11 protein-coding genes, 1 tRNA gene, 1 pseudogene and 1 riboswitch are annotated in these 23403 nt (G+C 72.3%); of the genes and pseudogenes, 7 read left to right on the top strand and 6 right to left on the bottom strand.

The genetic code is table 11. The features are described 5' to 3' along the window. Positions 1-132: 132 nt before the first annotated feature. The 5 genes from ACF08M_RS32620 (at position 133) to ACF08M_RS32640 (ending at position 5865) form a co-directional block, all read left to right on the top strand. The gene (locus ACF08M_RS32620; protein WP_392188865.1) at positions 133-1332 is read left to right on the top strand and encodes an SPFH domain-containing protein; all 1200 of its coding nucleotides are present in this window, start codon (positions 133-135) and stop codon (positions 1330-1332) included. A 204-nt stretch (positions 1333-1536) separates the two neighbouring features. After that, a tRNA-Met gene (locus tag ACF08M_RS32625) sits at positions 1537-1610 on the top strand. 220 nt (positions 1611-1830) lie between these two features. Beyond that, positions 1831-2994: a PP2C family protein-serine/threonine phosphatase gene (locus ACF08M_RS32630; RefSeq protein ID WP_392188866.1), complete on the top strand. Its 1164-nt coding sequence runs from the start codon at positions 1831-1833 to the stop codon at positions 2992-2994. A 281-nt stretch (positions 2995-3275) separates the two neighbouring features. Then, positions 3276-3428: riboswitch (cyclic di-AMP (ydaO/yuaA leader) on the top strand. 11 nt (positions 3429-3439) lie between these two features. Continuing rightward, positions 3440-4597, top strand: coding sequence for a M23 family metallopeptidase (locus ACF08M_RS32635; RefSeq protein ID WP_392188867.1), 1158 nt, complete (start codon positions 3440-3442; stop codon positions 4595-4597). A 323-nt stretch (positions 4598-4920) separates the two neighbouring features. Beyond that, the gene (locus ACF08M_RS32640) at positions 4921-5865 is read left to right on the top strand and encodes an aldo/keto reductase (RefSeq protein WP_392188868.1); all 945 of its coding nucleotides are present in this window, start codon (positions 4921-4923) and stop codon (positions 5863-5865) included. A gap of 174 nt (positions 5866-6039) precedes the next feature. Here ACF08M_RS32640 and ACF08M_RS32645 read toward each other — a convergent pair whose 3' ends face one another. The 4 genes from ACF08M_RS32645 to ACF08M_RS32660 all read right to left on the bottom strand — a co-directional run bounded on the left by ACF08M_RS32645 (position 6040) and on the right by ACF08M_RS32660 (position 12305). Then, positions 6040-7707: a PrsW family intramembrane metalloprotease gene (locus ACF08M_RS32645; RefSeq protein WP_392188869.1), complete on the bottom strand. Its 1668-nt coding sequence runs from the start codon at positions 7705-7707 to the stop codon at positions 6040-6042. A 252-nt stretch (positions 7708-7959) separates the two neighbouring features. After that, on the bottom strand, positions 7960-8898 hold the full coding sequence (gene trmB / locus ACF08M_RS32650) for a tRNA (guanosine(46)-N7)-methyltransferase TrmB (protein ID WP_392188870.1): 939 nt from the start codon (positions 8896-8898) through the stop codon (positions 7960-7962). Continuing rightward, positions 8891-10147: an L-2-hydroxyglutarate oxidase gene (lhgO, locus tag ACF08M_RS32655; protein ID WP_392188871.1), complete on the bottom strand. Its 1257-nt coding sequence runs from the start codon at positions 10145-10147 to the stop codon at positions 8891-8893. Before lhgO ends, trmB begins: the two co-directional genes overlap by 8 nt. Before the next feature lie 232 nt (positions 10148-10379). Further along, positions 10380-12305, bottom strand: coding sequence for a sporulation protein (locus ACF08M_RS32660; protein ID WP_392188872.1), 1926 nt, complete (start codon positions 12303-12305; stop codon positions 10380-10382). A gap of 1146 nt (positions 12306-13451) precedes the next feature. On the opposite strand from ACF08M_RS32660, the gene ACF08M_RS32665 reads away from it, so the two are divergent. Further along, entirely contained in the window at positions 13452-15581 is a 2130-nt protein-coding gene (locus tag ACF08M_RS32665; protein WP_392188873.1) for an asparagine synthase-related protein, read from the top strand. 231 nt (positions 15582-15812) lie between these two features. Continuing rightward, a pseudogene (locus tag ACF08M_RS32670) lies at positions 15813-19306 on the top strand (BTAD domain-containing putative transcriptional regulator). Between the two features lie 32 nt (positions 19307-19338). On the opposite strand, the gene ACF08M_RS32675 reads toward ACF08M_RS32670, so the two are convergent. Together ACF08M_RS32675 and ACF08M_RS32680 are read right to left on the bottom strand one after the other, a co-directional pair. Next, positions 19339-21378, bottom strand: coding sequence for a sigma-70 family RNA polymerase sigma factor (locus tag ACF08M_RS32675; RefSeq protein ID WP_392188874.1), 2040 nt, complete (start codon positions 21376-21378; stop codon positions 19339-19341). A gap of 827 nt (positions 21379-22205) precedes the next feature. Continuing rightward, positions 22206-23237: a TetR/AcrR family transcriptional regulator gene (locus ACF08M_RS32680; RefSeq protein WP_392188875.1), complete on the bottom strand. Its 1032-nt coding sequence runs from the start codon at positions 23235-23237 to the stop codon at positions 22206-22208. Positions 23238-23403 lie beyond the last annotated feature (166 nt).

A 23403-nucleotide genomic window follows, 5' to 3' on the forward strand; every position in this document is an offset into this window, starting at 1 on the left:
AGGAAGTGACGCACCCGCGTCGGACGTTCGCGTACCCGCGTCGGACGTCCGCGTACGCGCGTCGAGCGCTCGCGTACCCATGTCGAGCACTCACGCACCCGCGTGAGAGACACGTACGGCAGGAGTCTTCCGATGTTCTTCTGGCACGTTCCCGCCCCCAACGAGGCGATGCTCATATCCGGTTCCAAGGGGCAGACGACGGACACCCAGTTCCGGATCGTCACCGGCCACGGCAGTTTCGTGCTCCCGGTGAAGCAGAAGGCGCGCATGCTCTCCCTGGCGCTGCGCGAGGCGGAGATCACCGAGGACTGCGTGACGCAGCAGGGCATCCGCCTGAACGTCCGGGCCGTCGCCGTCTTCAAGGTCGGCGACGACGCGGTGTCCATCGCCAATGCGGCGCGCCGCTTCCTGACCGAGCAGGAGCAGATGGAGGAGCTCGCCGGCCGGATCTTCGCGGGCCACCTGCGTTCCATCGTCGGCGGGCTGACCGTGGAGCAGATCATCCGCGAGCGCAACCGGGTCTCCCAGGAGGTCATCGCGGGCAGCCACGGCGAGATGGAGAAGCTCGGCATCGTGGTGGACGCCCTCCAGATCCAGGAGATCGGCGACGCCACCGGCTACATCAAGAACCTCGCCGCCCCGCATGCCGCCGCAGTCGCCAGCCAGGCCCGCATCGCCGAGGCCAAGGCCGACCAGGAGGCCAGCCAGCGCGAGCAGCAGGCCGCCGCGCTCAAGGCGGAGTACGAACGCGACACCGCGATCAAGCGGGCCGGATTCCTCGCCGAGACCGAGCAGTACAACGCCCGCGCCGCGCAGGCCGGACCGCTCGCCCAGGCCAAGGCCTCGCAGGAGGTCATCGAGGAGCAGACCGCGCTGGCGGAGCGGCAGGCCGGGCTTGCCGCGCAACGGCTCGAAGGGGAGGTACGGCGTCCGGCGGACGCCGAGGCGTACCGGCAGCGCACTCTTGCGGAGGCGGCCCGTGACCGCGTGAAGTTCGAGGCCGACGGCAACGCGTACACCGAGCGGACCCTCGCCCAGGCGCAGGCCGACGCCAACAGCGCGCGCGCCGCCTCGCTGCGCGACGGCAACCAGGAACTCATCGCGGCCAACCGCATCGTCGAGAACCTGCCCGCCCTGGCCGACGCGGCCGCCCGGGGCATGTCGGGAGCCGACCTCACCGTTCTGAACGGCACCAGTGGCGTCAACGAGATGGCGGCGGGCGTGGTCGGCCAGGGGCTGGCGATCCTCCACTCCCTGCAACGGGGCGCGAACCCTGTGAAGTCCCCGGCGGTCGACGGGAAGGTCGCGCCCCGTATCACCGAGACGAATTGAGAACGGCGGGGGCGAGAAGGAGGGCGAGGAGGCGAGGAGGCGAGGAGGCGAGGAGGGGCCGCGGGGCGGAGGCGCACGGACCGGCCGCTGGGTGACGGGCGGGCGCCGGGCAGGTTCCCGGCGGGCATCGGTGGGCATCGGGCGGCCATGATTCGCCCCGTGGTCATGAGACCGCCGCGCATGCCGTACAGTTGTATTCACCGACGCGGGGTGGAGCAGCTCGGTAGCTCGCTGGGCTCATAACCCAGAGGTCGCAGGTTCAAATCCTGTCCCCGCTACTGAAGAGTCAGGCCCGGCACGCATACAGCGTGCTGGGCCTGACTCGTTCCAGTTGACCCCTCGGCCCACGAAGGAGCAGGTCCGGGCGGTGTGTGAGCTGTGCCACGTACGTACCCCCATTGGCCGATGAGGAGTCGCCGCGCGACTCCGCTCCGGTGAGCCTGGGGGTGGGGCGCGGTACCGTCCGCAGCCGCGCGCGTACCGGGCAGGAGACCACAGGTGTGGAAGCGGTTGAAGCGGCGCGGCAGGCATGCCGAGGGCGGCGGCACCCGCACGCGGCGGTTCGTCCGCGCGTTGCCCGCTCTGATGATTCTCGGCGGGCTGGTGTTCGATCTCCTCACGCCGCCGACCTTCACCGCCGTTCCGCTGTTCGTGGCGGCGCCGCTGATCGCCGCGCCGTTCTTCTCGCTGTCCAGGACCATCTGCACCGGTGCCGCCTCCATGCTGGCCGTCGTCGCGCTGCGGCTGTACAGCGGCACGCTGCCGGAGGTCGTGCCGCTGATCGAGTTGCTCACCCTGGCCACCGTCTCGGTCCTCGCGGTCGTGATCAACGGGGTCGTGCGGCGGGGCAATGAGCAGCTGGCCTCCGCGCGGGTCATCGCGGAGACGGCCATGCGGGCGGTGCTGCCGAAGCCGTCCGACCGGATCGGCGGGCTGCATGTGGCGGCGCGGTACGAGGCGGCGCAGGCGGACGAGTTCGTCGGCGGTGACCTGTTCGCCGTGACGGACACCCCGCAGGGGGTGCGGCTGGTCGTCGGGGACGTGCGGGGGAAGGGGCTGGACGCCGTGGAGTCGGTGGCGGTGATCATCGGGGCGTTCCGGGAGGCGGCCGAGCAGGAGCGGTCGCTGGAGGGCGTGGCGCAGCGGCTGGAGCGGGCGCTGGCGCGGGAGGGGACGCGGCGGGGCGGGCTCGATGCGGTCGAGGGCTTCATCACCGCCGTGCTGGCCGAGATCCCGTCCGGAGGGTCCCGGGTGCGGATCGTCAACCGCGGTCATCCCGAGCCGATCCTGCTGCACCCCGACGGGGCGCTGGAGGTGCTGGGGCCCACGGTGCCCGCGCTGCCGCTCGGGATGGACCTGGGCGTGTGGCCGGACCGGGCGGATGAGTGGGATCTGCCGGCGGGAACGACTCTGCTCCTGTACACGGATGGCCTCTCCGAGGCGCGGGACGCCGACGGCGTCTTCTACGACCCGGCGGCCCGGCTGCGGGGGCGGATCTTCCCGGGGCCCGAGGAGCTGCTGTCCGCGCTGACCGATGACGTACGGCTGTATACCGGTGGTGAGACGACCGACGACATGGCGCTGCTCGCGGTCGTACGTCCTGCGGAGGGGCAGCCGGACCGGCGCAGGACCGTGACGATCGTGGGTCTGGAAGAGATGTGACGGGCGAGGGCGTGAACCCGGTGCGAGCCGGGCGCGACCTCGGACGGGGGATGCCACCGTACGTAACCGAAGGACGCCGCTCCGCATAACATTTGACGCAACGTCAGAATCTGAGTAATGGCTGAGCCCCGATCAACTCGTACTGATCCGCCCGATTGTGTCCCGTAAAGTCCAGGCCAAAGACGTGAACGATCAGTGGGAACGGCTTGGAATCAGGCCCGGGTGTCTATTAACGTTCGATAACGCAGCGCGGTCGTCCCAGCCGTCGTCAGTGGCGGCACCGTGCGCGAGCGCCGAATCCCGCAAGGGAACCGGGGAACCACCTACATGGGGTGAATCGGATGCCTGCGTCTTGTGAGAGACGGAGGGGCCCGTAGGAGACCTTCCTGCTCCGAACCCGTCAGCTAACCCGGTAGGCGAGAAGGAAGGAAAGGAGTGCGCCCCCGTGGCGTCCAACAAGCCTGCCCCCGAGGCCCCCTCTCGGTTCAGCCCCGACTTCGGTTCCGGTACTGGAACCGACTACGGCACTTTTGCGACGGGAACGGCCTACGGCACCGAGCCGGGCGGCGACTTCGCCGGTGGGTTCGGCAGCGAATTCCGCGCCGACGGCAATGGCGAGCCCGAGCGGGGCCGGGACGAGTGGAACCCCACCGAGGAGTCCGTCCGCCCCGTACGTGGCAAGCACCGCGTCGCCAAGCAGCGCAACGGACTTGCCCGCAGCTCCACGGTGCTCGGGGTCGGTGTCATCGCAGCGGTCGGTGCGGGCGGCATGGCCACCGCGCAGAGCAAGCCGCCGGTCTCCATCTCCCTTCCCGACTCCATCGCGGACAACCTCCCCGACGCGAAGTCCCTTCCGGGCGTGGGTTCTCTCTTCTCCGAGGAGTCCGAAGCCGAAAAGGCCGCGGCCGCCGCCGCGGCCGCGCCGCTCACCACCGCCGGTCTCACCACCACCGAGGCCGAACAGGGCACGGCGGACGCGGGCGAGGCGCTCCGCGCGCGCATCCTCCAGCAGGCCGAGCAGCAGCAGGACGCCGCCGACGCCGAGGCGAAGGCAGCCCAGGAGAAGGCGGCCGCGGAGCAGGCCGCCGCCGAGGCCAAGAAGCAGCAGGACGCCGCCGAGGCCAAGGTCGCCGCCGAGAAGAAGAAGGCGGAGGAAGCGGCCAAGAAGAAGGCCGAGGCCCTGCGGCTCGCCAAGCTCGCCGCCAGCTATGCCATTCCGACCTCCTCCTACACAGTCACCTCGACTTTCGGCCAGGCCGGCTCGATGTGGTCCTCCGGCTACCACACCGGCCTCGACTTCGCCGCGCCGACGGGTACGCCGATCAAGGCCGTGCACGGCGGCACCATCAAGTCGGCCGGCTGGTCCGGTTCGTACGGCTACCGCACGGTGCTGGAGCTCGACGACGGTACGGAGGTGTGGTTCTGCCACCAGTCCTCCATCGGCGTCAGCGTCGGTCAGAAGGTCACCACCGGTGAGACCATCGGCCGGGTCGGCGCGACCGGCAACGTGACCGGCCCGCACCTCCACCTGGAGGTCCACACCTCCGACGGTACGGGCATCGACCCGATGGCCTGGCTGCGCGGCAAGGGCCTCAACCCCTGATCCGCAGGCCACCTTCCCGGCCCGCGTGATCCGAGCCAATTCGCCGGCCGCCGAACCCCGGCAGCCCTGACGCTCCCCCCGACGTCAGGGCTGCCGGTCTGCCGGGCCTTCCCGACGTCAGGGCTGCCGGTCTGCCGGGCCTTCCCGATGTCAGGGTTGCCGGTCTGCCGGGCCTTCCCGATGTCGGGACTGCCGGTCTGGCGGAGCAGCACAGCCGCCGGAGCGGCACAGTCGCCGGAGTGGCTGGCCCACCGGGGAGGTCGGCCCGTCGGAGCGGTCGGCCCGTCGGAATAGTGGTGCCGCCGGAATCCGTTGACCCGTTTATGACTTCTCTTCGTAAGCTGGGCTCTTCCGATTTCGAGGTCTTCCCACTCGCCCTCGGCGGCAACGTCTTCGGCTGGACCGCCGACGAAGCGCAGTCGTTCGCGGTGCTGGACGCCTACGCCGCAGTGGGCGGCAACTTCGTCGACACCGCTGACGCCTACACCGCCTGGATCCCGGGCAACGAGGGCGGCGAGTCGGAGACCGTCATCGGAAAGTGGCTCGCGGCCCGCTCCAACCGCTCCGACATCGTCGTTGCCACCAAGGTCGGCGCCCACCCCTCGTACAAGGGGCTCTCCGCCACGAACATCAAGGCCGCGGCCGAGGAGTCGCTGCGCCGGCTCGGCACCGACCACATCGATGTCTACTACACGCACTTCGACGACGAGACCGTCCGGGTCGAGGAGATCATCACCGCCCTCGACGAGCTCGTGAAGGAGGGCAAGGTCCGGGAGATCGCCGCTTCCAACATCAGCCCCGAGCGACTCCAGGCGTCCCTCGACTTCTCGGAGCGTGAGGGGCTCGCCCGGTACATCGCCCTTCAGCCGCACTACAACCTGGTCTCGCGCGACACGTACGAGGGCGAGCTCCAGGACACGGCGGCCCGGGCCGGGCTCGCCGCCGTCCCGTACTTCGCCCTGGCCTCCGGCTTCCTCACCGGTAAGTACCGTCCGGGTGCTTCGGTGGAGAGCGCCCGCGCCGAGAAGGCCGGTGAGTACCTGAAGTCGGAGCGGGGGCAGAAGGTCCTGGCCGCGCTCGACAAGGTCGCCCGGGAGCACGACGCCGAGGTCGCGACCGTCGCGCTGGCCTGGCTCGCGTCCCGGCCGACCGTCGCCGCGCCGATCGCCTCGGCCCGTACGGTCGAGCAGCTGCCCGCGCTGGTGGCCGTCGCGGATCTCCGGCTGACCGAGCAGGAACTGGCGGAACTCACCGAGGCATCCGCCTGACGAGCACGAGCACGAGCACGAGCACGGGCACGAGCACTGGCACGGGCGAGAGCACCAGCATCGGTACGAGTACGAGTACAGGCGGCCGTCCATCGATCGTGGTCGCGGTCGACTGTTTGTGAACGCCCCGGGAGAGCTGTGTTCCCCGGGCGCTCTCCGTGCCCATGAACGGCTCTACTGCGGGGGCGGTGGCCGGTGCGGGTTCAGGTAGGGGTTGTACGCGTTCCCGCCGGGCTGCATGTGCGGCGGGAACGGGTAGGCGTGCGGGGCCGGCGGCAAGCGATGGGGGCGCAGGCGGCCCGTCGCCTGCGCCGCGTATGTCAGGGCGGGAGCGGCCACGTTCCGGCGCTGCCAGAGATGGTGCAGCAGCTCCAGCTCGCGCTCGGCGAAGTCCGGGCCCGCGCTCCCGCGGCGGGCCTGCCGACGCAGCGAGGCCAGTGAGGTCGCGAACGATTCGTACTCGGCGACGGCGCGGGCGGCGGCCCTGCCATGGGCCTTGGCCTGCGCTGCGACATGAGCCCTGACCTGGGCCGATGGCCCGCGCCTCGGGGCGTGCCCCGGCCCGTATCCGTGCCCCGGCCCGTATCCGTGCCCCGGCCCGTATCCGTGCCCCGGTCCGTATCCGGGTCCGTATGCCGGCGCGTGTCCCGGCGCGTGCCCGGGTCCGTGTCCCGGCTCGTACACCGGCGCGTACGGTGGTGGCCAGTGTCCCGGTCCGTACGGACCCACCCGGATTCCCCCGGCCGCCGCCGCGTGTCGCTGGCGTGCCGCGTCGCGGGCCATGCCGCGGGCCCGCATCGAGGAGAGGGCGAGCGGCTCGGCCGGGGTCAGCCAGCCGGCCGCCGCATAGGCGGGCAGCTCGGCGGCGAGCGTACGCAGCTCCCGCTGGCGCGACCAGATCGCCAGCCAGGTCACCAGGCCGAAGACCGGGACCATGAACACCCCGTACACGGCGTAGAAACCGTATGGGCCGAACGACGCCGACCCGTTCCACAGGGCGTGCATGCCCATGGCGAGGACGAGACCGAGCAGCGGCAGCGCGATGCGCCGGATCCGGCGGTGCCGCGCACTGGCCGCGGCGAGCCCGAAGCCTATGCCGGTCAGCACGGTGAAGAGAGGATGCGCGAACGGCGACATCACCGCTCGTACGAAGAACGTCGCGGCCGTCACCGAGACGACGCCCGAGGTACCGATCTGTTGATCCTCGCCGAAGGCGTTGCCCAGGTAGAGGATGTTCTCGGTGAACGCGAAGCCGCTCGCGGTGAAGCCGGCGACGACGATGCCGTCGACGATCCCGTTGAACTCCCGTCTTCGGAACAGGAAGATCAGCAGGACGGCCGCGGCCTTGGCGCTCTCCTCGATCACCGGTGCTATGACCGTGGCCCCGAGGGTGTCGGCGTTCGACGGGTCGGCGGTGGCCGTGGCTATCCAGCGGGTCGCGAACGAATTCGCCAGGATCGCGATCAGAGCGGCCGCGAACGCACCCCAGGCGAAGGCGAACAGCAGATTCCGCCAGGGCGCCGGTTCGACCCGGTCCAGCCAGCGGAACGCGGCCATCAGGAGCGGGACGGGCAGCACGGCGAGACCGAGACCGACGAGAAACCCCTCGGTGCCCGTCTGATCACGGACCAGGGCCAGGATGGCCAGTCCGCATATCGCGAGCACCGTGCACACGGCCACGATGCGGAAGGTCCTGCTGCGCCACACCATCCCGACGCGGCGCGGCCGGTAACGCCAGTGCCTGCGCTCCGGTACGGCAGCCAGGATCTCGCCGACCCGCTGCTCCTCGAGCAAGGGGACGGCCGGCTGTGACTGCCGCTGCTGGACAGACCCGTCGGACACCACCTGATGACCCTAACGAGCAGCACTGACACCTGGCCATGGGGCGCATGGGCCACCAGCTCCAGAAGGCCGGTCCCTCGGGCCGGGCCGGACCGGTCTCTCAGGTCCGGCCGGTCAGGTCTCTCAGGACCGGCCAGACCGGTCTCTCAGGTCCGGTCGGAACGATCTCGCCGGTCCCCTGGTCCGCTCCGGTCGGGCCCGTCCGGTCCGTCAGGTGGCACCGGACTCCACCACAGGCTCCGCGCGCGGGCCTCAGTGGCGGGCGAAGAGCAGATCGTGCACGACGTGGCCCTTGTCGAGGCCCTGCCCCTCGAACCGGGTCAGCGGACGGAACGCCGGCCGCGGTGCATAGCCGCCGTCCACCTGGGTGTTCTCGAACAGCGGGTGTGCGGACAGCACCTCCAGCATCTGCTCGGCGTACGGCTCCCAGTCGGTCGCGCAGTGGATCACGGCCCCCGGCTTCAGCCGCTGTGCCGCCAGATCGAGGAACTCCGGCTGGATCAGCCGCCGCTTGTGATGGCGCTTCTTGGGCCAGGGGTCGGGGAAGTACACCCGCAGCCCGTCCAAGGAGTCCGGCTTCAGCATCTCGCGCAGCAGGATGATCGCGTCACCGTTGGCGACCCTGACGTTGGACAGTCCGTTCCGGTCCGCGAGGCCGAGCAGATTGCCCTGGCCCGGGGTGTGCACATCGACGGCGAGAATGCCCGTGCCCGGGTCGGCGGCCGCCATCTGCGCGGTGGCCTCGCCCATGCCGAAACCGATCTCCAGCACGACCGGGAGCCCGTCGAACAGCTCGGGCAGATCGAGGACGCGCTGCCCGTCGATGTCCAGGCCCCACTTCGGCCACAGCCGCAGCAGCGCGTCCTCCTGGCCGGGCGTGACGCGGCTGCGGCGCGGCTGGAAGCTGCGGATCCGGCGCTCGTGGTGCGATCCGGCCGGATCGACTGCGGGCCCGCCGGGGAAGCGCGGTTCCTGGCGCAGCCTGCGCTGCCGCTCGAAGGAGGCGGCGCGCAGATCGTCCGGAATCCCGGCGGCGGGGGAGGAAGGGCTGTGGGCCGGGGAGGTGGCGCCGGCCGGGGAGACACTGCCCGTCCCGGCCACGGCGCTGCTCGTTCCGGCGGCGGCCTCGCCCGGTGCCGGGACGGAAGGGTTCGCGGAGGAATCTGCGGAGGGGTTCAAGGGCTCAGACACAATGCCCCGATTCTACGGCGGGCGGCTTCCACCCCGTTCCGCCTGCCCGGAGCAGCGCCCTGCGTGCCACCTCCCGCCCGATGGGCAGGGAGGCCGTCGCGGCGGGCGACGGAGCGTTCAGCACGTGGACGGTGTGCGGTGCCTCACGGATCAGGAAGTCGTCCACCAGGGTGCCGTCCCGGAGCACGGCCTGGGCCCTGACCCCGGCCGGGGCGGGCCGTAGATCGGCCTCCGTGACCTCGGGCAGCAGCCGCCGCACGGCTGTCGTGAACGCACGCTTCGACAGCGAACGGTGCACCTCACCCGCCCCGTACCGCCAGTGTCTGCGCGCGATCTGCCAGGTGCCCGGCCAGGCCAGGGTGTCCGCTACCTCACGGGGACGCACGACGGGCCAGCCGTACCCCTCCCGGGCCAGCGCCGGCACCGCGTTCGGGCCGACGTGGACGCTGCCGTCGTGGCCGCGGGTCAGATGCACGCCGAGGAACGGGAACGCCGGATCGGGCACCGGATAGACCAGGCCGCGCACCAGCTCCGGCCGCGCCAGCTCGTAGTACTCCCCCCGGAAGGGCACGATCCGCATCCCCGGGTCGTCGCCCGCGAGCCGGGCGACCCGGTCGCAGTGCAGCCCCGCGCAGTTGACCAGGACCCGGGCCCGCACCACCGCGCCGTCCGCCGTGCGCACCGCCACGCCCCAGGGACGCCGGTCGATCGCGGTGACCTCCGCCCCGTAACGGATCACCCCGCCCGCCCCGCTCACCTCGGCGGCGAACCGCGCCGCGACCGCCCCGAAGTCGCACACCCCGGTCGTCCCGACGCGGATCGCGGCGAGCCCGCGCACCTGCGGTTCGTACTCCGCGATCTGGGCGGGCCCCAGCTCGCGCACCGGCAGCCCGTGCTGCCGGCCGCGCTGGACCAGGGAGTGCAGCCGGGGCAGCTCGGACCGCTCGGTCGCGACGATCAGCTTGCCGGTCACCGCGTGCGCGATGCCGTGCTCGGCACAGAAGTCGATCATTTCGGCGGCACCGCGCACGGCGTATCGGGCCTTGAGCGAGCCGGGGCGGTAGTAGATGCCGCTGTGGACCACGCCGCTGTTGCGCCCGGTCTGGTGACGAGCGGGGCCCCACTCCTTCTCCAGCACCGTCACCCGGGCGCCCGGAGCGGTGCGCGTGATCGCATACGCCGTCGACAGGCCGACGATGCCGCCGCCGATCACCAGCACATCGCAGTCGTACGCCGCGTGCGTCATCATCACGCCACCTCCCACCCCGATAGTGCACTGACCCACTGACAACGTACTCAAACCAGTGAATCCCAGCGTGGCGCCGATCTTTACGCCCACGGCGACCGGATGGCACGCAGGGGGCCGGCCGGGCACCGTCCGTACACCGTGAGAACGTGGCGGCGACGCCCCGGGGGCGGGGCATGGGGGACGGCTGTCCGGCCGGCCCGGGGCTCTTGGCCGTCCGGCCGGCCCGGTGCGGCTACACGGGTGCCACCAGCAGCGGCCGGGCCCGCTCGCGCAGCTCGGCGACGCGCGGCTCGTGCCCGTACGGTTCGAGCCGGTGCAGCAGATCCCGTACGTACTCCGTGGTCCGCGCCGAAGAGATACGGCCCGCCACCTCCACCGCCCGAGTGCCTGCCGCGCAGGCCGCGTCCAGGTTCCCCGACTCCAGCTCGGCCACCGCCGACACCACGAGCCGCAGCCCGTGCGAGCGGACGAATTCCTCGGTCGGCCGGGACAGGGCCTGCTCGGTGAAGCGCCGTACCTGCCGGGGCGCCTTCAGGTCGAGGTGGCACTCCGCGGCGTCCGCCGCGAACCTGTCGTACGAGTAGAAGCCCAGCCACGACGGGTCCGCGTCACCGCCCCGGGAACGCTCCAGCCAGCCCTCGGCGGCCCTCAGCGCGGCCCCCGCGGCCGGTGCGTCGCTCGCCTTCGCATGGGCGCGCGCTTCCACCAGGCGGAAGAAGCTCATGGTCCGGGCCGTGGCGAGCCCCCGGTTGCGTTCGACGGCGGCCTGCGCGAGGTCGACCCCCTCGTCGGCGAAACCGCGGTAGGTCGCCTGCAACGACATCGAGGCGAGGACATAGCCGCCCAGCGGTACGTCGGCCGCGGCCCGCGCGAGCCTCAGCGCCTGGATGTAGTAGCGCTGCGCGGCCTCCTGCTGGCCGGTGTCGAAGGCTATCCACCCGGCGAGCCTGGTCAGCTCGGCCGCTGCGCCGAAGAGCGCCCGGCCCACCTCGTCGCTGTACGAACCGAGCAGCAGCGGCGCGGCGTCGACCCGTAAACACTCCGGGACCATCGAGGAACGCCAATCGCCGCCGCCGTACTTGGAGTCCCAGCGGCGGGCGTCCTGGGCCGCCTCGCGCAGCTTGGAGACATCGCTGTGGCCGACCCGCAGCGGGGAGATGTCGCTCGTGACCGGGCCGATCGGCGCGGAGGGGACGGGCGCGGAGGAGGACGGGGACACGGACGGGGCAGGGGACGCGGACGGGGTCTCCGGGCCAGGTTGGGCGGGGATGGCCGGTGCCCGCTGCGTACCCAGAGCGCCCAGGGTTCCCAGTGCCGCCTGAACCGCTTGTGCGTTCAGGGCAGTCGGCGCCGTTTGTGCCGTTTGTGCCGTTTGTGCCGTCTGTGCCGTCTGGGGTGCCTGTGCTCCGGCTGTCGCCCGGGTGCCGAGCGCCGGTCGCGCCCGCAGCGCTCCCCGTGCTTCCTGCGAGGCCGGAGTCCCCGCCGCGCCGGGAACGGCTCCAGCGCTCGACGTGCCGGGTGCGCCGGGCGTGGCCGGAGCCCCCGCCGTGCTCGGGGCGACCGGTGCGCCGGACTCCGCCGCGCTCTTCTCCGTCGTGTCCGACACCCTCTGCGCCCCTGCGCCGGTGCGTGCGCCCGTTGGGCCCTGGGTGCCGAGGACGATTGCCTCGGCGGCTGTCGCGTCGCGTTCCACCGACGGATCGGCGGGGGATATCAGCCAGCGGGACGCGGGCGTCGCGTACGCGCTCACCGAGAACGAGCCGGCCAGCGACTGCCAGATTCCGCCGCTGCCCGCCCGCCGTCCGGCCAGATCCAGCCGGTACAGCTCGGTCGCCGAGCGAACCGCCTCGGCCACGTCGCGCGGAAAGGCCAGCCCGACCTCCGGTGCCGGATCGGCGTCCGCGAGCCCGATTTCGTGCAGCGGGACCGGCCGGCCGAGTTTGGCGCCGATCGCTGCCGCGATGAGATGAGGCGCGGCGCCCTGCGGCACCATGCCCTTGGAGACCCACCTGGCCACCGAGGTCTTGTCGTAACGAAGTGTCAGTCCGCGCTGCGCCCCGAGGTCATTGACCCGCCGGGCGAGCCCGGCGTTGCTGATTCCCGCGAGGGCGAGAACGGTTCCGAGCTTCTCGTTCGGTCCGCGTTGCTCCCTGGACATGCGCCACCCCTCGACACACAGACGGCCGCCGCGTCACCGTTGCGGCGCGCGGCATTCGTACCGTGTCCTCCCCAGGGGCGAGCCCCGGCACTCCGGCCGCACGAGCATATGGCCGAGCCCCGAGGAATATGCCTCCTGCCGAGAACCTCAGTAAACCCAGCGTAGTTCGCCGCATCCCTACCGTTAAGGGGCAGACATTCGTATGGCGGGAATGTTGTCGGTGCGGACGCGGACGGCCTCGCGGTGTCGCTCCGGGCGTCGCGCGGAGCGCCCCGGGGCCGGCCCGGACCCCCTCCCGGACCCGGCCCGGAACCCCGCACGACGCCCTGTTCGGACGTGTTGGTGGCACCGCCCGCCGAGCCCCGTACGTGCCCCTGGCGTGTGGTCGTGCGCCCGGTCGTGCGCTCTCGTCCGGCTGTTTCGGAAGCGCTTCCATGGGTGCTGCGTGGGTCGGCCCACTGCATTGGACTCAGTGGGCTGGGGGACACTGCCGCCTCATTCCCCGCAGGCGGCGGACCGGTCCGGGAGGTGAACGACACCTCCCGGACTGTGCGTCGAACTGTGTGCCGAAGCGGCGGGAGGCCGGTACGGAGTCGGCGAAGCGGGACGTGGCACGGGGGATGAAGGTGGGCGAAAAGGGTTTTCCGGTGCGGTGAGTTCCCTGTCGCCCGGTTGCCGCGTGCACTGAAAATGGCTGAATGTCGTCGGTCGGTCGAGGTTGGGTCGACCGTTTCGCGGACATCCCGTCGACCGTCCGGCGATCGCCCGTGGCCGGGCAATCACCAGTCGTGGCCATTCCGAGGAGTGGCCGGTTCCGGCCTGGTGGATCGTGTCCGGGCGGGGTGCGCAACACGCCTGACCCGTATGCCCGTTGGCGGGTGAACCGCCTCGCGAGGGCCGTGCGTCGGTCGTCGCCGGGGGGAACCCGGCGCGGGTTGCCGTCCGGCGTGCGCCCGTCCGCACCCGGCCGCCACCTGCCCCGGTCCGGCCTTTGCCGGGGGCGCATGCCCTCCCGACGTGCGCCGTCCGTAGCCCCTCCGGTGTGCCTTTGTCGTGGCAGCATGTTCGCAACGGCGCCGCGCGCTACCGGAGTTCTCCCGATAATGTCCTGCTGCGCCGAATTGTCCACAGCCTGTGGAGGCGGCGATGCGTTGGTTGGTGGGGTGGAGCAGTATCGCCGCGAGCTTCGGCACGGCCGGTGCCGTCGGAGACGCCGACGAGGGGCGCACGATGCACCCCGTCGGATCCCAACTCCTGTGGGGAGACCCGGATCCGCTCTGGGCCGTCGGTGACTGGCGCCCCGACGAGATCCGCACCAGCACGGTCGAGACTGCCGAAGGCGCGCCCACCGCCCGGCTCGCCGTCCTCGGCTGCTGCAGCGCCACCGACGAACAACTGCGCGTCGGTCTCCTCGCCGCCCGCGGCGGGGCCCTGCGCCATCTCACCTCCTGGCCCGGCAGCTACACGGCCGTCGTCCAGGTCGGCCGCCGGATCACCGTCATCGGGGACCTCGCCGGAGCCCGCCCGGTCTTCTACACTCCCTGGGCCGGCGGCACGGCGTACGCCACCGCCGCACTGCCGCTCGCCGACCTCATCGAAGCCCAGCTGGACATCGGCCACCTGGCCGCCCTGCTCGCCTGCCCCGAAACACCGGAGGCACTGCGCGACGGCACCCCGTACGCCGGAGTGAAGCGCATTCCGCCGGGGCACGCGCTGATCCTGCGCGAGGGCTCGCGCGAGATCACCGGGTACGAGGCGGTGGCCTCCCTGGCCGTCGCGGCTCCCCAGATCGATCCCGTCAGTGCCGTCGACGGGGTGCGCGACGCCCTGGTCGAAGCCGTACGCGCCAGACTCACCGCCCCGCGCCACGCCCCCGGGACCCTGCCGCCCGACCCGGGCCCGGTCCCCGGCATGGGCCCCGCCGAACGACGCGCCGCCCGCGGCGCCCCCGTACCCGGCATCGGCGCCGACCTCTCCGGAGGCAGCGCCTCCGCCACCCTCGCCCTCCTGGCCGCCGGACTGCCGGGCCTGCCCGGCACCCTCCTCGGCCACGGCGCGGAAGCGGGGGAGCGGCTGCTCGCCGTCACCTTCAACGACCTCACCGCGCACGGGCACGAGGACGAACTCGAACGCGCCCGCGTCATCGCCGCCGACCCGCGCCTGCACCATGTCGTCGTCGCTGCCGGAGAGGAGGCCCTGCCCTACGCCGACCTGGGCGGCGGCCCGCTCACCGATGAACCCGCCCCGTCCCTCGTCGTCGCCGAGCGGCACCGCCGCCGCCTCGCCTCGGGCAGCGCCGACCACTTCGTCGGCGGGGGCGCCCGGCAGGTGCTCGATGCCCATCCGGCCCGTCTCGCGGACCTGTTGATGGACCGTCGCCGACGCCATCTGCTGCGTCCGGTCGCCGCCCTCGCCAAGGCCGAGGGCCCGACCGCGCACTCCTTCTTCGTCCCGCTGACCGTCTACCGGGCGGCCCGCCGCCTGTCCCGTACGTCGTACCGCACCGGCCTGGAAACGGCGGCCGACCGGCTGCCGGACGCCAACCGCCAGGCCCCCGCCCTCGACACGCCCGCCGACGCGTCGCTCGCGGCCCTCGCCTGGTCGCGGCCGGGACCGGCCGCGCGCTGGCTGACGGGGGAAGCGCTCGCCGAGGTGTCGGTACGTCTGCAGGAGGCGGCGATCCGCCCCGCCTCCGTTCAGCGGCCGGGCGAGGCCCGCGCCCGGGCGGCCCTCGCCCGGTTCGCCGCCGACCACCGGATCCTGGAGCAGGCCGCGGAGAACCGCAGCCAGCGGCTGCACGCCCCGTACCTCGACAATCAGGTCGTGCGCGCCGCCCGCGCGCTCCCCGAATCGCTCCGCGTCCAGCCGGGCGCGCGCGCCGCGATCCTGCGGCGGGTGCTCGCGGGCGCGGGCATCCACGAGCTGCCGCCCGGCTGGGGCACCCCCTCCCTCGCCACCGCCAACGCCACTGCCCGCACCGGCCTGCGCGCCGCGCTCCCCGACCTGATCGCCCTCTTCGACGCACCCCTGCTCGCCGACGCGGGCCTGGTCGAGGCCCGCGTCGTACGGAAGGCCCTGCGCGCGGCCTCGGAAGGCGAACCGCTCCCGCTGGACGGCCTGGCGCATCTGGCGTCGATGGAACTCTGGCTCCGCCGACTCGTGTCACGGCGCGGCACCTGCTGGACGGGTACGGCGGCACCGCGCCAGCGCGCGGTCGCGGGCGGGGTCGTTCCGGCGAGGCGGACGCTACAGGCGCAGGCGCAGGCGCAGGCGTGAGCGGGGCAGGGTGGGGCCGCCGAGGCGGACTCGCGCCCGCCGCCGGCCGCGTGCGGTCGGGGGCCTGTCGCCGGGTGCGTCGGGTCCCTCCCGACGACGGGTGTCCCTCGCCGGGCGCGGCCGTGTTCCTCCCGCCGTCGGGTGCACCGCGTTCCCCACCCCACGCCCGCTGCCGGGCGTTGTTGCCGCCGGACGTCTGCTCCCGCGCGTTCCACAGGACAGAATGGCCGGATGCGGTACCTGATCCTGGGCGTCACCGAGGCACGAGACGAGAACGGCAGTGTGCTGCCCGTGGGTGGTACGCGGCTGCGCGCCCTCCTCGCCGCCCTCGCCCTGCGTGCGGGCCGGCCCGCGCACGTCGCCGATCTCGTCGACGACGTATGGGCCGCCGATCCCCCGTACGACGCCCCGCCGCGCTCCAGGCCCTCGTGGGCCGGTTGCGCCGGGCGCTCGGCAGGGACGCGATCACGAGTGGCCACGGCGGATACCGCTTGGAGGCCACGCCCGAGGACGTCGACCTGCACGTGTTCGAGCGGCTGTCCCGGCAGGGCGCCGACGAGCTCGACGCGGGGGACTCCGTGGCGGCCGCCCGCACACTCCGTACCGCGCTCGCCCTGTGGCGCGGCCCGGCCCTGGCCGACCTGCCGGACCGGGAGCACGGTCACGGCCTGCGTCCGGAGGCCCACCGTCTGACCACGCTGGAACGCCGCATCGAGGCCGACCTGCGGTGCGTCGCGACCGGTGCCGGCCCGCGCACCCTCGTACCGGAGCTCAGGGAACTGACCGCCGACCACCCGTACGACGAACGCTTCCGGGCCCAGCTGGTCCGCGCCCTGCGCGCCGAAGGCCGTCAGGCCGAGGCGCTGGCCGCCTACGAGGAGGCTCGCCGGGCCCTTGCGGACGGCCTCGGTGCCGACCCGGGACCGGAGCTGACCGCGCTCCACCTGGAGTTGCTCACCCCTCCGTCGAGGGGGCCATCCGAAGCGGCCGCACCGGCCACCCCGTCCCCCTCAGCCACTTCCATTCCGCCGCCCCCTTCTTCCCTCTCTTCCCCCTCAGCGGCATCCGCCGCATCCGCCGCATCGGGCCCGCCCCGTACACCCGACGCCGCCGTGGTCCGGGGCAACATCCGGCCCCGGCTCAACTCCTTCGTCGGCCGCGAGCCGGAACTGCGCTCCATCCATGCTGATCTGGCCCGGTCCCGCCTGGTCACCCTCACCGGCCCCGGTGGCTCCGGCAAAACCCGTCTCGCCGAGGAGGCCGCCGCCCGTAGCGGCCGGGCGGCACCGGCCCCCGCGGACGCCTGGATCGCCGAACTCGCTCCGGTGGATGCCCCCGTGGATGTCCCCGGAGCCGTACTCTCCGCTCTCGGGCTGCGGGAGACCACGCTCCTGCGGGACAGCGGTCGTGACGGGCAGCCGTTGCGCGGCGACCCGGCCGGCCTCCTCGTCGAGCACCTGGCGCACTGCTCCCGCGTCCGCCCCTTCCTGCTCGTCCTGGACAACTGCGAACACGTCATCGGCGCGGTCGCCGCCCTCGCCGAAACCCTGCTCACCCACTGCCCGCAGCTGCGCATCCTCGCCACCAGCCGAGAACCCCTCGGCGTCCCCGGCGAATCGATACGCCCGGTCGGACCGCTCCCGGCCGACCCCGCCCACCGCCTGTTCGCCGAGCGCGCCCGCGCCGTCCGCTCCGACTTCGACCCCGAGCGGGAGGCCGTACACGATCCGGATGCCGTCGCCGAGATCTGCCGACGGCTCGACGGGCAGCCGCTCGCCATCGAACTCGCCGCCGCGCGGCTGCGGCTGCTCAGCCCACGCCAGATCGCGGACCGGCTCGACGACCGGTTCCGTCTGCTCACCGGTGGAGCCCGGACCGCACTGCCGCGCCAGCAGACGCTGCGCGCCGTCGTCGACTGGTCCTGGGACCTGCTCGACGAGAACGAACGCACGGTTCTGCGGCAGGTCTCCGTCTTCGCGGGCGGCTGGGACCTGCCCGCCGCGGAGGCCGTGACCGCGGCGGAAGCACCCCCCGCCACCGAAGCCCTCGCCGCCGGAGCCCCGGTCACCGGAGCACCCGTCACCGGGGCAACTGCCGGCCCGGACCCGGCCGGGCCCTCCACGGCCGACCTGATCGGTGCTCTCGTCGACAAGTCCCTCGTCGTCGCCGCCCCGGCCGCCTCCGGCGAGATGCGCTACCGCCTTCTGGAGACCATCCACGAGTACGCCGCCGAACGCGCGGCCGAGACCCCGGACGTACGCGCCGCCGCCGCGCGGGCGCACACCGCGTACTTCGTCGCACTGGTCGAAGCTGCCGAGCCCCGTCTCCGCCCCGGTGACCAACTCCCCTGGATCGAACGCCTGGAGACGGACCTCGACAACATCCGGGCCGTCCTCCACCGCACCGTCGTCACCACCCCGTCCGAATCGGACGCGGTGCGTCTGGTTCTCGGCCTGGGGTGGTTCTGGTTTCTGCGGAACTTCCGTTCCGAGGGCCTCGGCTGGGCCGAGCGGGCCGTGGAACTCGGTCCGGAACCGGTCGACGGCAGCGACCCCCGCTTCTGGCCGCGCATGCATCTGGAGATACTGCGGTACTTCCTCGCCGCGCAGAGCCGACCAGCCGACGACCTCCGTGGTGACGACAGCCGACGGGCCCTGATGGGCCGGGTGGCCGACGCGTTCCTCTCCTCCGGTCCGCAGTCCGCCCGCTTTCCGGGACTGCTCTGGCCGACGGCTCTGTTCATGAGCCGTACCGCCGCCGAAGCCCACGAGATGATCGACGCGGTGGTCGACAACGCCCGTATCCACGGCGGCGCCTGGGAGTACGGCATCGCGCTGCTGTTCCGTACGCACATGGTCATCGACACCCCCGGCGGTATGCCGGGGATCGACAACGACCTCGCCGAACTGCGCGAGCTGGGCTGCCGCGTCGGTGACCGCTGGCTGCGCGCCCAGGCCGTGGGCGCGGCCGCGGAGGCCGGCGTGACGCGCGGACGGTACGAGGAAGCGCGTGCGGCGTACGAGGAGGCGCTGCTGCTCGCCCGCGAGGTCGGGGCGTACGCCGAGGCGCCGTTCCTCCTCGCCCGCCTCGCCGAACTCGCCTACCGGACCGGAGACATGGCGGGCTTCGAGCGGATCCTGGCCGAGTCCGAGACGGAGGCGGAGCGCTACCAGGTGCACGACGCCCGCGGCTACACCTACTTCCTGCGCGCCACCCTCGCCCTGGACCGCGGCGAGATCGCGGAGGCGCGACGGCTGGTCACCGAGGCGGAGGCGTCGATCGGACGAGGCAGCTCACCGTCGCACTTCACGGTGGTGGTCGAAGGGCTCGCCGCCCGGATCGCCGTGCACGAGGAGGGGCCCATGGGCGGCCCGGTGGCCGGGGTACGCGGACTGGTGCGCGCACTCCGCGCGGCGCGGGAGGCCCGGTGCGCTGAGCTCGTCACCGGGCACCTGGCGGACAGTGTGGCGGCCGTGCTGTCGATGCTGGGCCGTCACGGAGCCGCCGTACGGATTCTGGCGGCGGCCGACGGCTGGCGCCCGGCCGGTCCCAGGACCGAAGCACAACAGGCCGAGGCGGACGACGTCGGGCGACGGGCGCGCGAGGAACTGGGTCCTCAGCGGTACGAGTCGGAGCGTGCCGCGGGCCGCACACTGACGGTCGACGACGTCATCGAGCTCCTGACCCGCATCACCGCGGAACTCCCGGACACCCCGGTCGTCTGACCCCCGGATCCATCCCGCCGTCCTCGGTCGCCTCACCGGCAACTGATGGTCGAGTCCGCCCAGTCGGCCAGCGCCGCGCCGCCACCCGGATGCGCCCGCTGGGCGACGAGCCGGATCTTGTCCTGCCCGGCAATACCGACCGCGACGGGTACGGCCGGATCATTACCGTTCATCACCGGAGACTGCCACAGCAGCCTCCCATCACCGCTGAGGACGGAGAAGCGCACCGAGCCCAGTCCCAGGGACATGTCGTCGACCCCGACCATGGCCTCGTAACGCGTGCACGTCTGGTTCAACTGGATGGTGACCGAGGACTTGCTGTGGACGGTTATTCCGTGCGCGTACCACGTGCCGCCGACCGACAGACCGGAACGCTGCCAGACCCAGTTGCTCTCGTTGATCACCACCTCGGGTTGGGTGTGATCCCCCGACATCGAGTAGCCCAGCTCGTTGAGCTGGTAGACGGTCGGTGCGGGCGGCGGAGCCGGATCGGACGGCGACGGCTCCGCCGGATCGGAAGGCAGTGGCGGTGTCGGCTTCGATGTCGGTTTCGATGTCGGCTTGGACGTCGGCTTCGGCGTCGGCTTCGGAGCGGGCTTCTGTGTCGGAGCAGGTGTGGGGGTGGGCGTCGGCTTCGGTTGCGCCTTCGGCGGGGGAGTCGGGGCCGGGGCAGATGGTGCGGGTGGCGCCGGCGCACCGGGTTTCGGCGGCGGCGGCTTCGACTTCGACTTTGACTTCGGTAGATCGGGCGTCGGCGCCGCAGGAGCCGCGGCAGCCGGCTTGGCCGCAGGTCTGGTCTCGGGCTTCGGCTGGTCGTCGCCGACCAGCGCCCAGGCCAGCCCGGCCGTCACCGCCATGGCTACCGCCGCCGCGATACCGGCCTTGGCCGGGGCACCGAGCCCTTCCGAGACCGCGGCACCACCGGCACCACCCCCGGACGCGCTTTTGCCGGTCGCCGCCGCTGCGGCACCGGCACCCGCGGCTCCCGCCGCGCCACCGGCGACGACTCCGGCGGCTTTGAGCACATACCCGGCGGCGAACCAGCCGATGACCGCGACCGGCAGCAGCGCGGGAATCCCGGCGTTGACATGGGCCAGTTCGCCTGCGGCGAGCCGGCACTTCACGCACTCGTCCAGATGCCCCCGCAACCCCCGCTCGGCACGCATCCGGAGCCCACCTCGGGCATAGGCGCCGAGGCGGTCGGCGTAGCGTGCGCAGTCGCCGCCCGAGGTGAGCGCCTCACTCACATGCGCCTGCAGGTAAGCCTGCTTGAGCCCCTCACGGGCCCGGCTGGCCAGGACCGCCGTGGCATTGGCGGTCAGCCCGAACAAGGGGGCGATCTCGCTGGGTGACTCCTCCTCGACGGTGGTGTGCCACAGCACTGCCTGCCAGCGCTCCGGCAGGCTGCGGAACGCCTGCATCGCCATCGACTGCTCGGCCTCGTGCATCGCCAGCACATCCGCGCCGAGGTCGAGCGTGTCCGCGTCCGATACCTGGGAGGACTGGGAAGCCTGGGCGGCGAACACCGCGAAGTCATCGACCAATTGCTCCCGCTTCGCGGTCTTGGTCCAGGCGGCTCCGACATGCCGGACCGCCGTCATGAGGTAGGCCCGTACCGCCTCCTCGGGCCCCTTGCCCCTGCGTACCGCCTGCAGGGTGCGCGCGAAGACCTCGGCCGTCAGGTCGTCGGCGGTGTGCGCGTCCCGGCAGCAGGTCCGCGCGTAGCGGCGCACCGCGTCCGAGTGCCGTCGGAACAGTTCCTCGTAGGCGAGATCGTCGCCGTCCCGCATACGGCCGATCAGATCGGCGTCGGAGACCACGGAGCCGGAGGCGTCGCCAGTGCTGCTGCCGCCCTCCCGCTGCATCGGCACCAAGGCTTCGGCCCCGGCACCGGCGTCGACGGGGGCCGGCCACGGGACGGGCAGGACGGCGTCGCCCCCGGCGTCACCACCCGATCGCCCGGGCCCGGCCTGGCTCGGCACCTGTCGGGAGGACAGTTCACCGGCCTCCGTCACCCCGCCCATGGCGGAGACGTCGTCGAACGACTCTTCCTGCTGCCCGTCACCGCTCATCGCGGAAGCCCCCGTTTGCGCTGTCGGACCCGAACACCGGGCAAGCGTGCCACATGGCGCAATCACGTCGTACCTTCAGCCCCCGTAACCACTCATCCGGGGCGTTTTCCCGAATGTGAGCACTAGAGGTCGCTCATTCGGGGAAGGGGTAATGCGCTGTTCTGCACGGGCAGGCTGAAGTCAACGGGCAGCGGCTCCAGCAACGAGAACCGATGCACCGCTGGTCATACGCCGATCAGGCGCCGTACGGACACCGACCGGAAGCCGCAAAGTGCCGGTCAGCGGGTTATGGGCCGAGTGCGGACGCAGGAGTCGGAGCCGAGAGGGCGGGGCGATAAAGCCGGACACATAACCGGACACACAACCGGACACTAAGCCGAATGTGAGCTCGGACAAGCGGCCATGAGTCGCCGAGTAGGACCCGCCGAAACGGGCCACGCGGGTCGTTGACCACCGGGCGCGGCAGCCTATTCATGCCAGCGATTCAAACCAGCCATGTGCACCGGCCGTCCATGCCGCCTGTGTGCCCCGGCAGCCGGCCCCGACTGCGCACCCCGACCGGCCACCCCGCACCGGCCCCGGAGAAGCAGTGCGCGCACGCAACACGCCCGCGCACCACCACACTCACGCGCCGCCAGGCTCGCCGCACCGACGCCGTGACGTTCAGACGCGCCCCCGCTCATGCGCCGTCGCACCCGTGCGCGCCCCGCTCACACAACCGGCAGCGAACGCACTCCGCTCACGCGCGCCCCCGCCCACACAACCGGCAGCGAACGCACCACACCCACATGCGCCCGTTCTCGTAGCCGGCAGCGAACACACTCCGCTCACGCGCCGGGCCGCGAGCGCAGCCCCTCCAGCAAGATGTCCAGCAACCGGCTCGAAGCCGCTGCCTGTTGGGCCGCGTCAGGCAGCGAAGGCGCCGCCGTCGCGATGACCAGCAGCACATCCGCCACCGTCACGTCACGGCGAAGCTCACCGGCCTCCCGCGCCCGGTCCACCAGTCGGCCGACGACCTCCAGCAGCTCGCCGGCTCCGGCGTCGTCGTCATCGCGCCCGGTCTCCGCGGCGGAACGCCCGTCGGCCGACCGGGTGTCGGCCTGACCCGCACCCTGCCGCTGCTGAGGCACCCGCGTCTCGTCCCGAACGCTGTCCGAGCCCGGCACGGAGTCTGTTACGGCCTCCGATTCCCCGACCACAGCCGAGTTGTCGACCGAGGCAGAGGCAGACGTCGGCACGGACACAGATGCAGGCACGGACACAGATGCAGGCACGGACGCGGAGGCAGAAACAGCGGAAGCGGCGGCGGAGTCGATGCCGGAATCGATGCCGGATTCGGTGTCGACTCCGACCCGCAGCACCTGAGGAGGCAGCAGCCGCCCCGCGCCCGAGGCCACGGACGTCCGCAGAAAGCGCGACAGCGCCGACCACGGCTCGTCCTCCTGACCCAGCGCGGTCCGGGCCTGGTCTGTCAGCCGGGAGGTCTCCTCCTCCGCTATCCGCCGCACCAGCACGTCCTTGCTCGGGAACCGTCGGTACACCGTGCCGACCCCGACCCTGGCGCGACGCGCCACGTCCTCCATCGGAGCCCCGTACCCCAGCTCGCCGAACACCTCACGTGCCGCGCGCAGCACATGTTCCAGATTGCGCTGTGCGTCCACGCGGAGCGGAGCCGAGCGGCCGTTGGCGGCAGCCGCCCCGACCGTCGCACCCGTCCCGCCGGTTCCGGCTGCCGTGACGACCGTGCCGACCGGACCCGCCGCGTCCACTGTCCCCACTGCTCCGTTTCGTCCGTTTCCGTCGGACGAATGGGAGGCGACTGCCGCAGCAGTCTGCCAATGAGAATCCTGAATGTGCATAACTGTTCCCCCGGTTATGACGTCTCCCCCCGGAGACTTCCCGCCGTTTGAGCCGGAGAGCGGATCTTGGTCTCGACCCTGTACCCCGACGACATACGAACATAGTTGAGCCCGGGTCAATTCAGAAGGGGGTAGTTCCGCACGGAGCGCCCCCCGATCGGAGCAA

This window comes from Streptomyces sp. NPDC015032 (genome assembly GCF_043080425.1).
Lineage (GTDB): Bacteria > Actinomycetota > Actinomycetes > Streptomycetales > Streptomycetaceae > Streptomyces.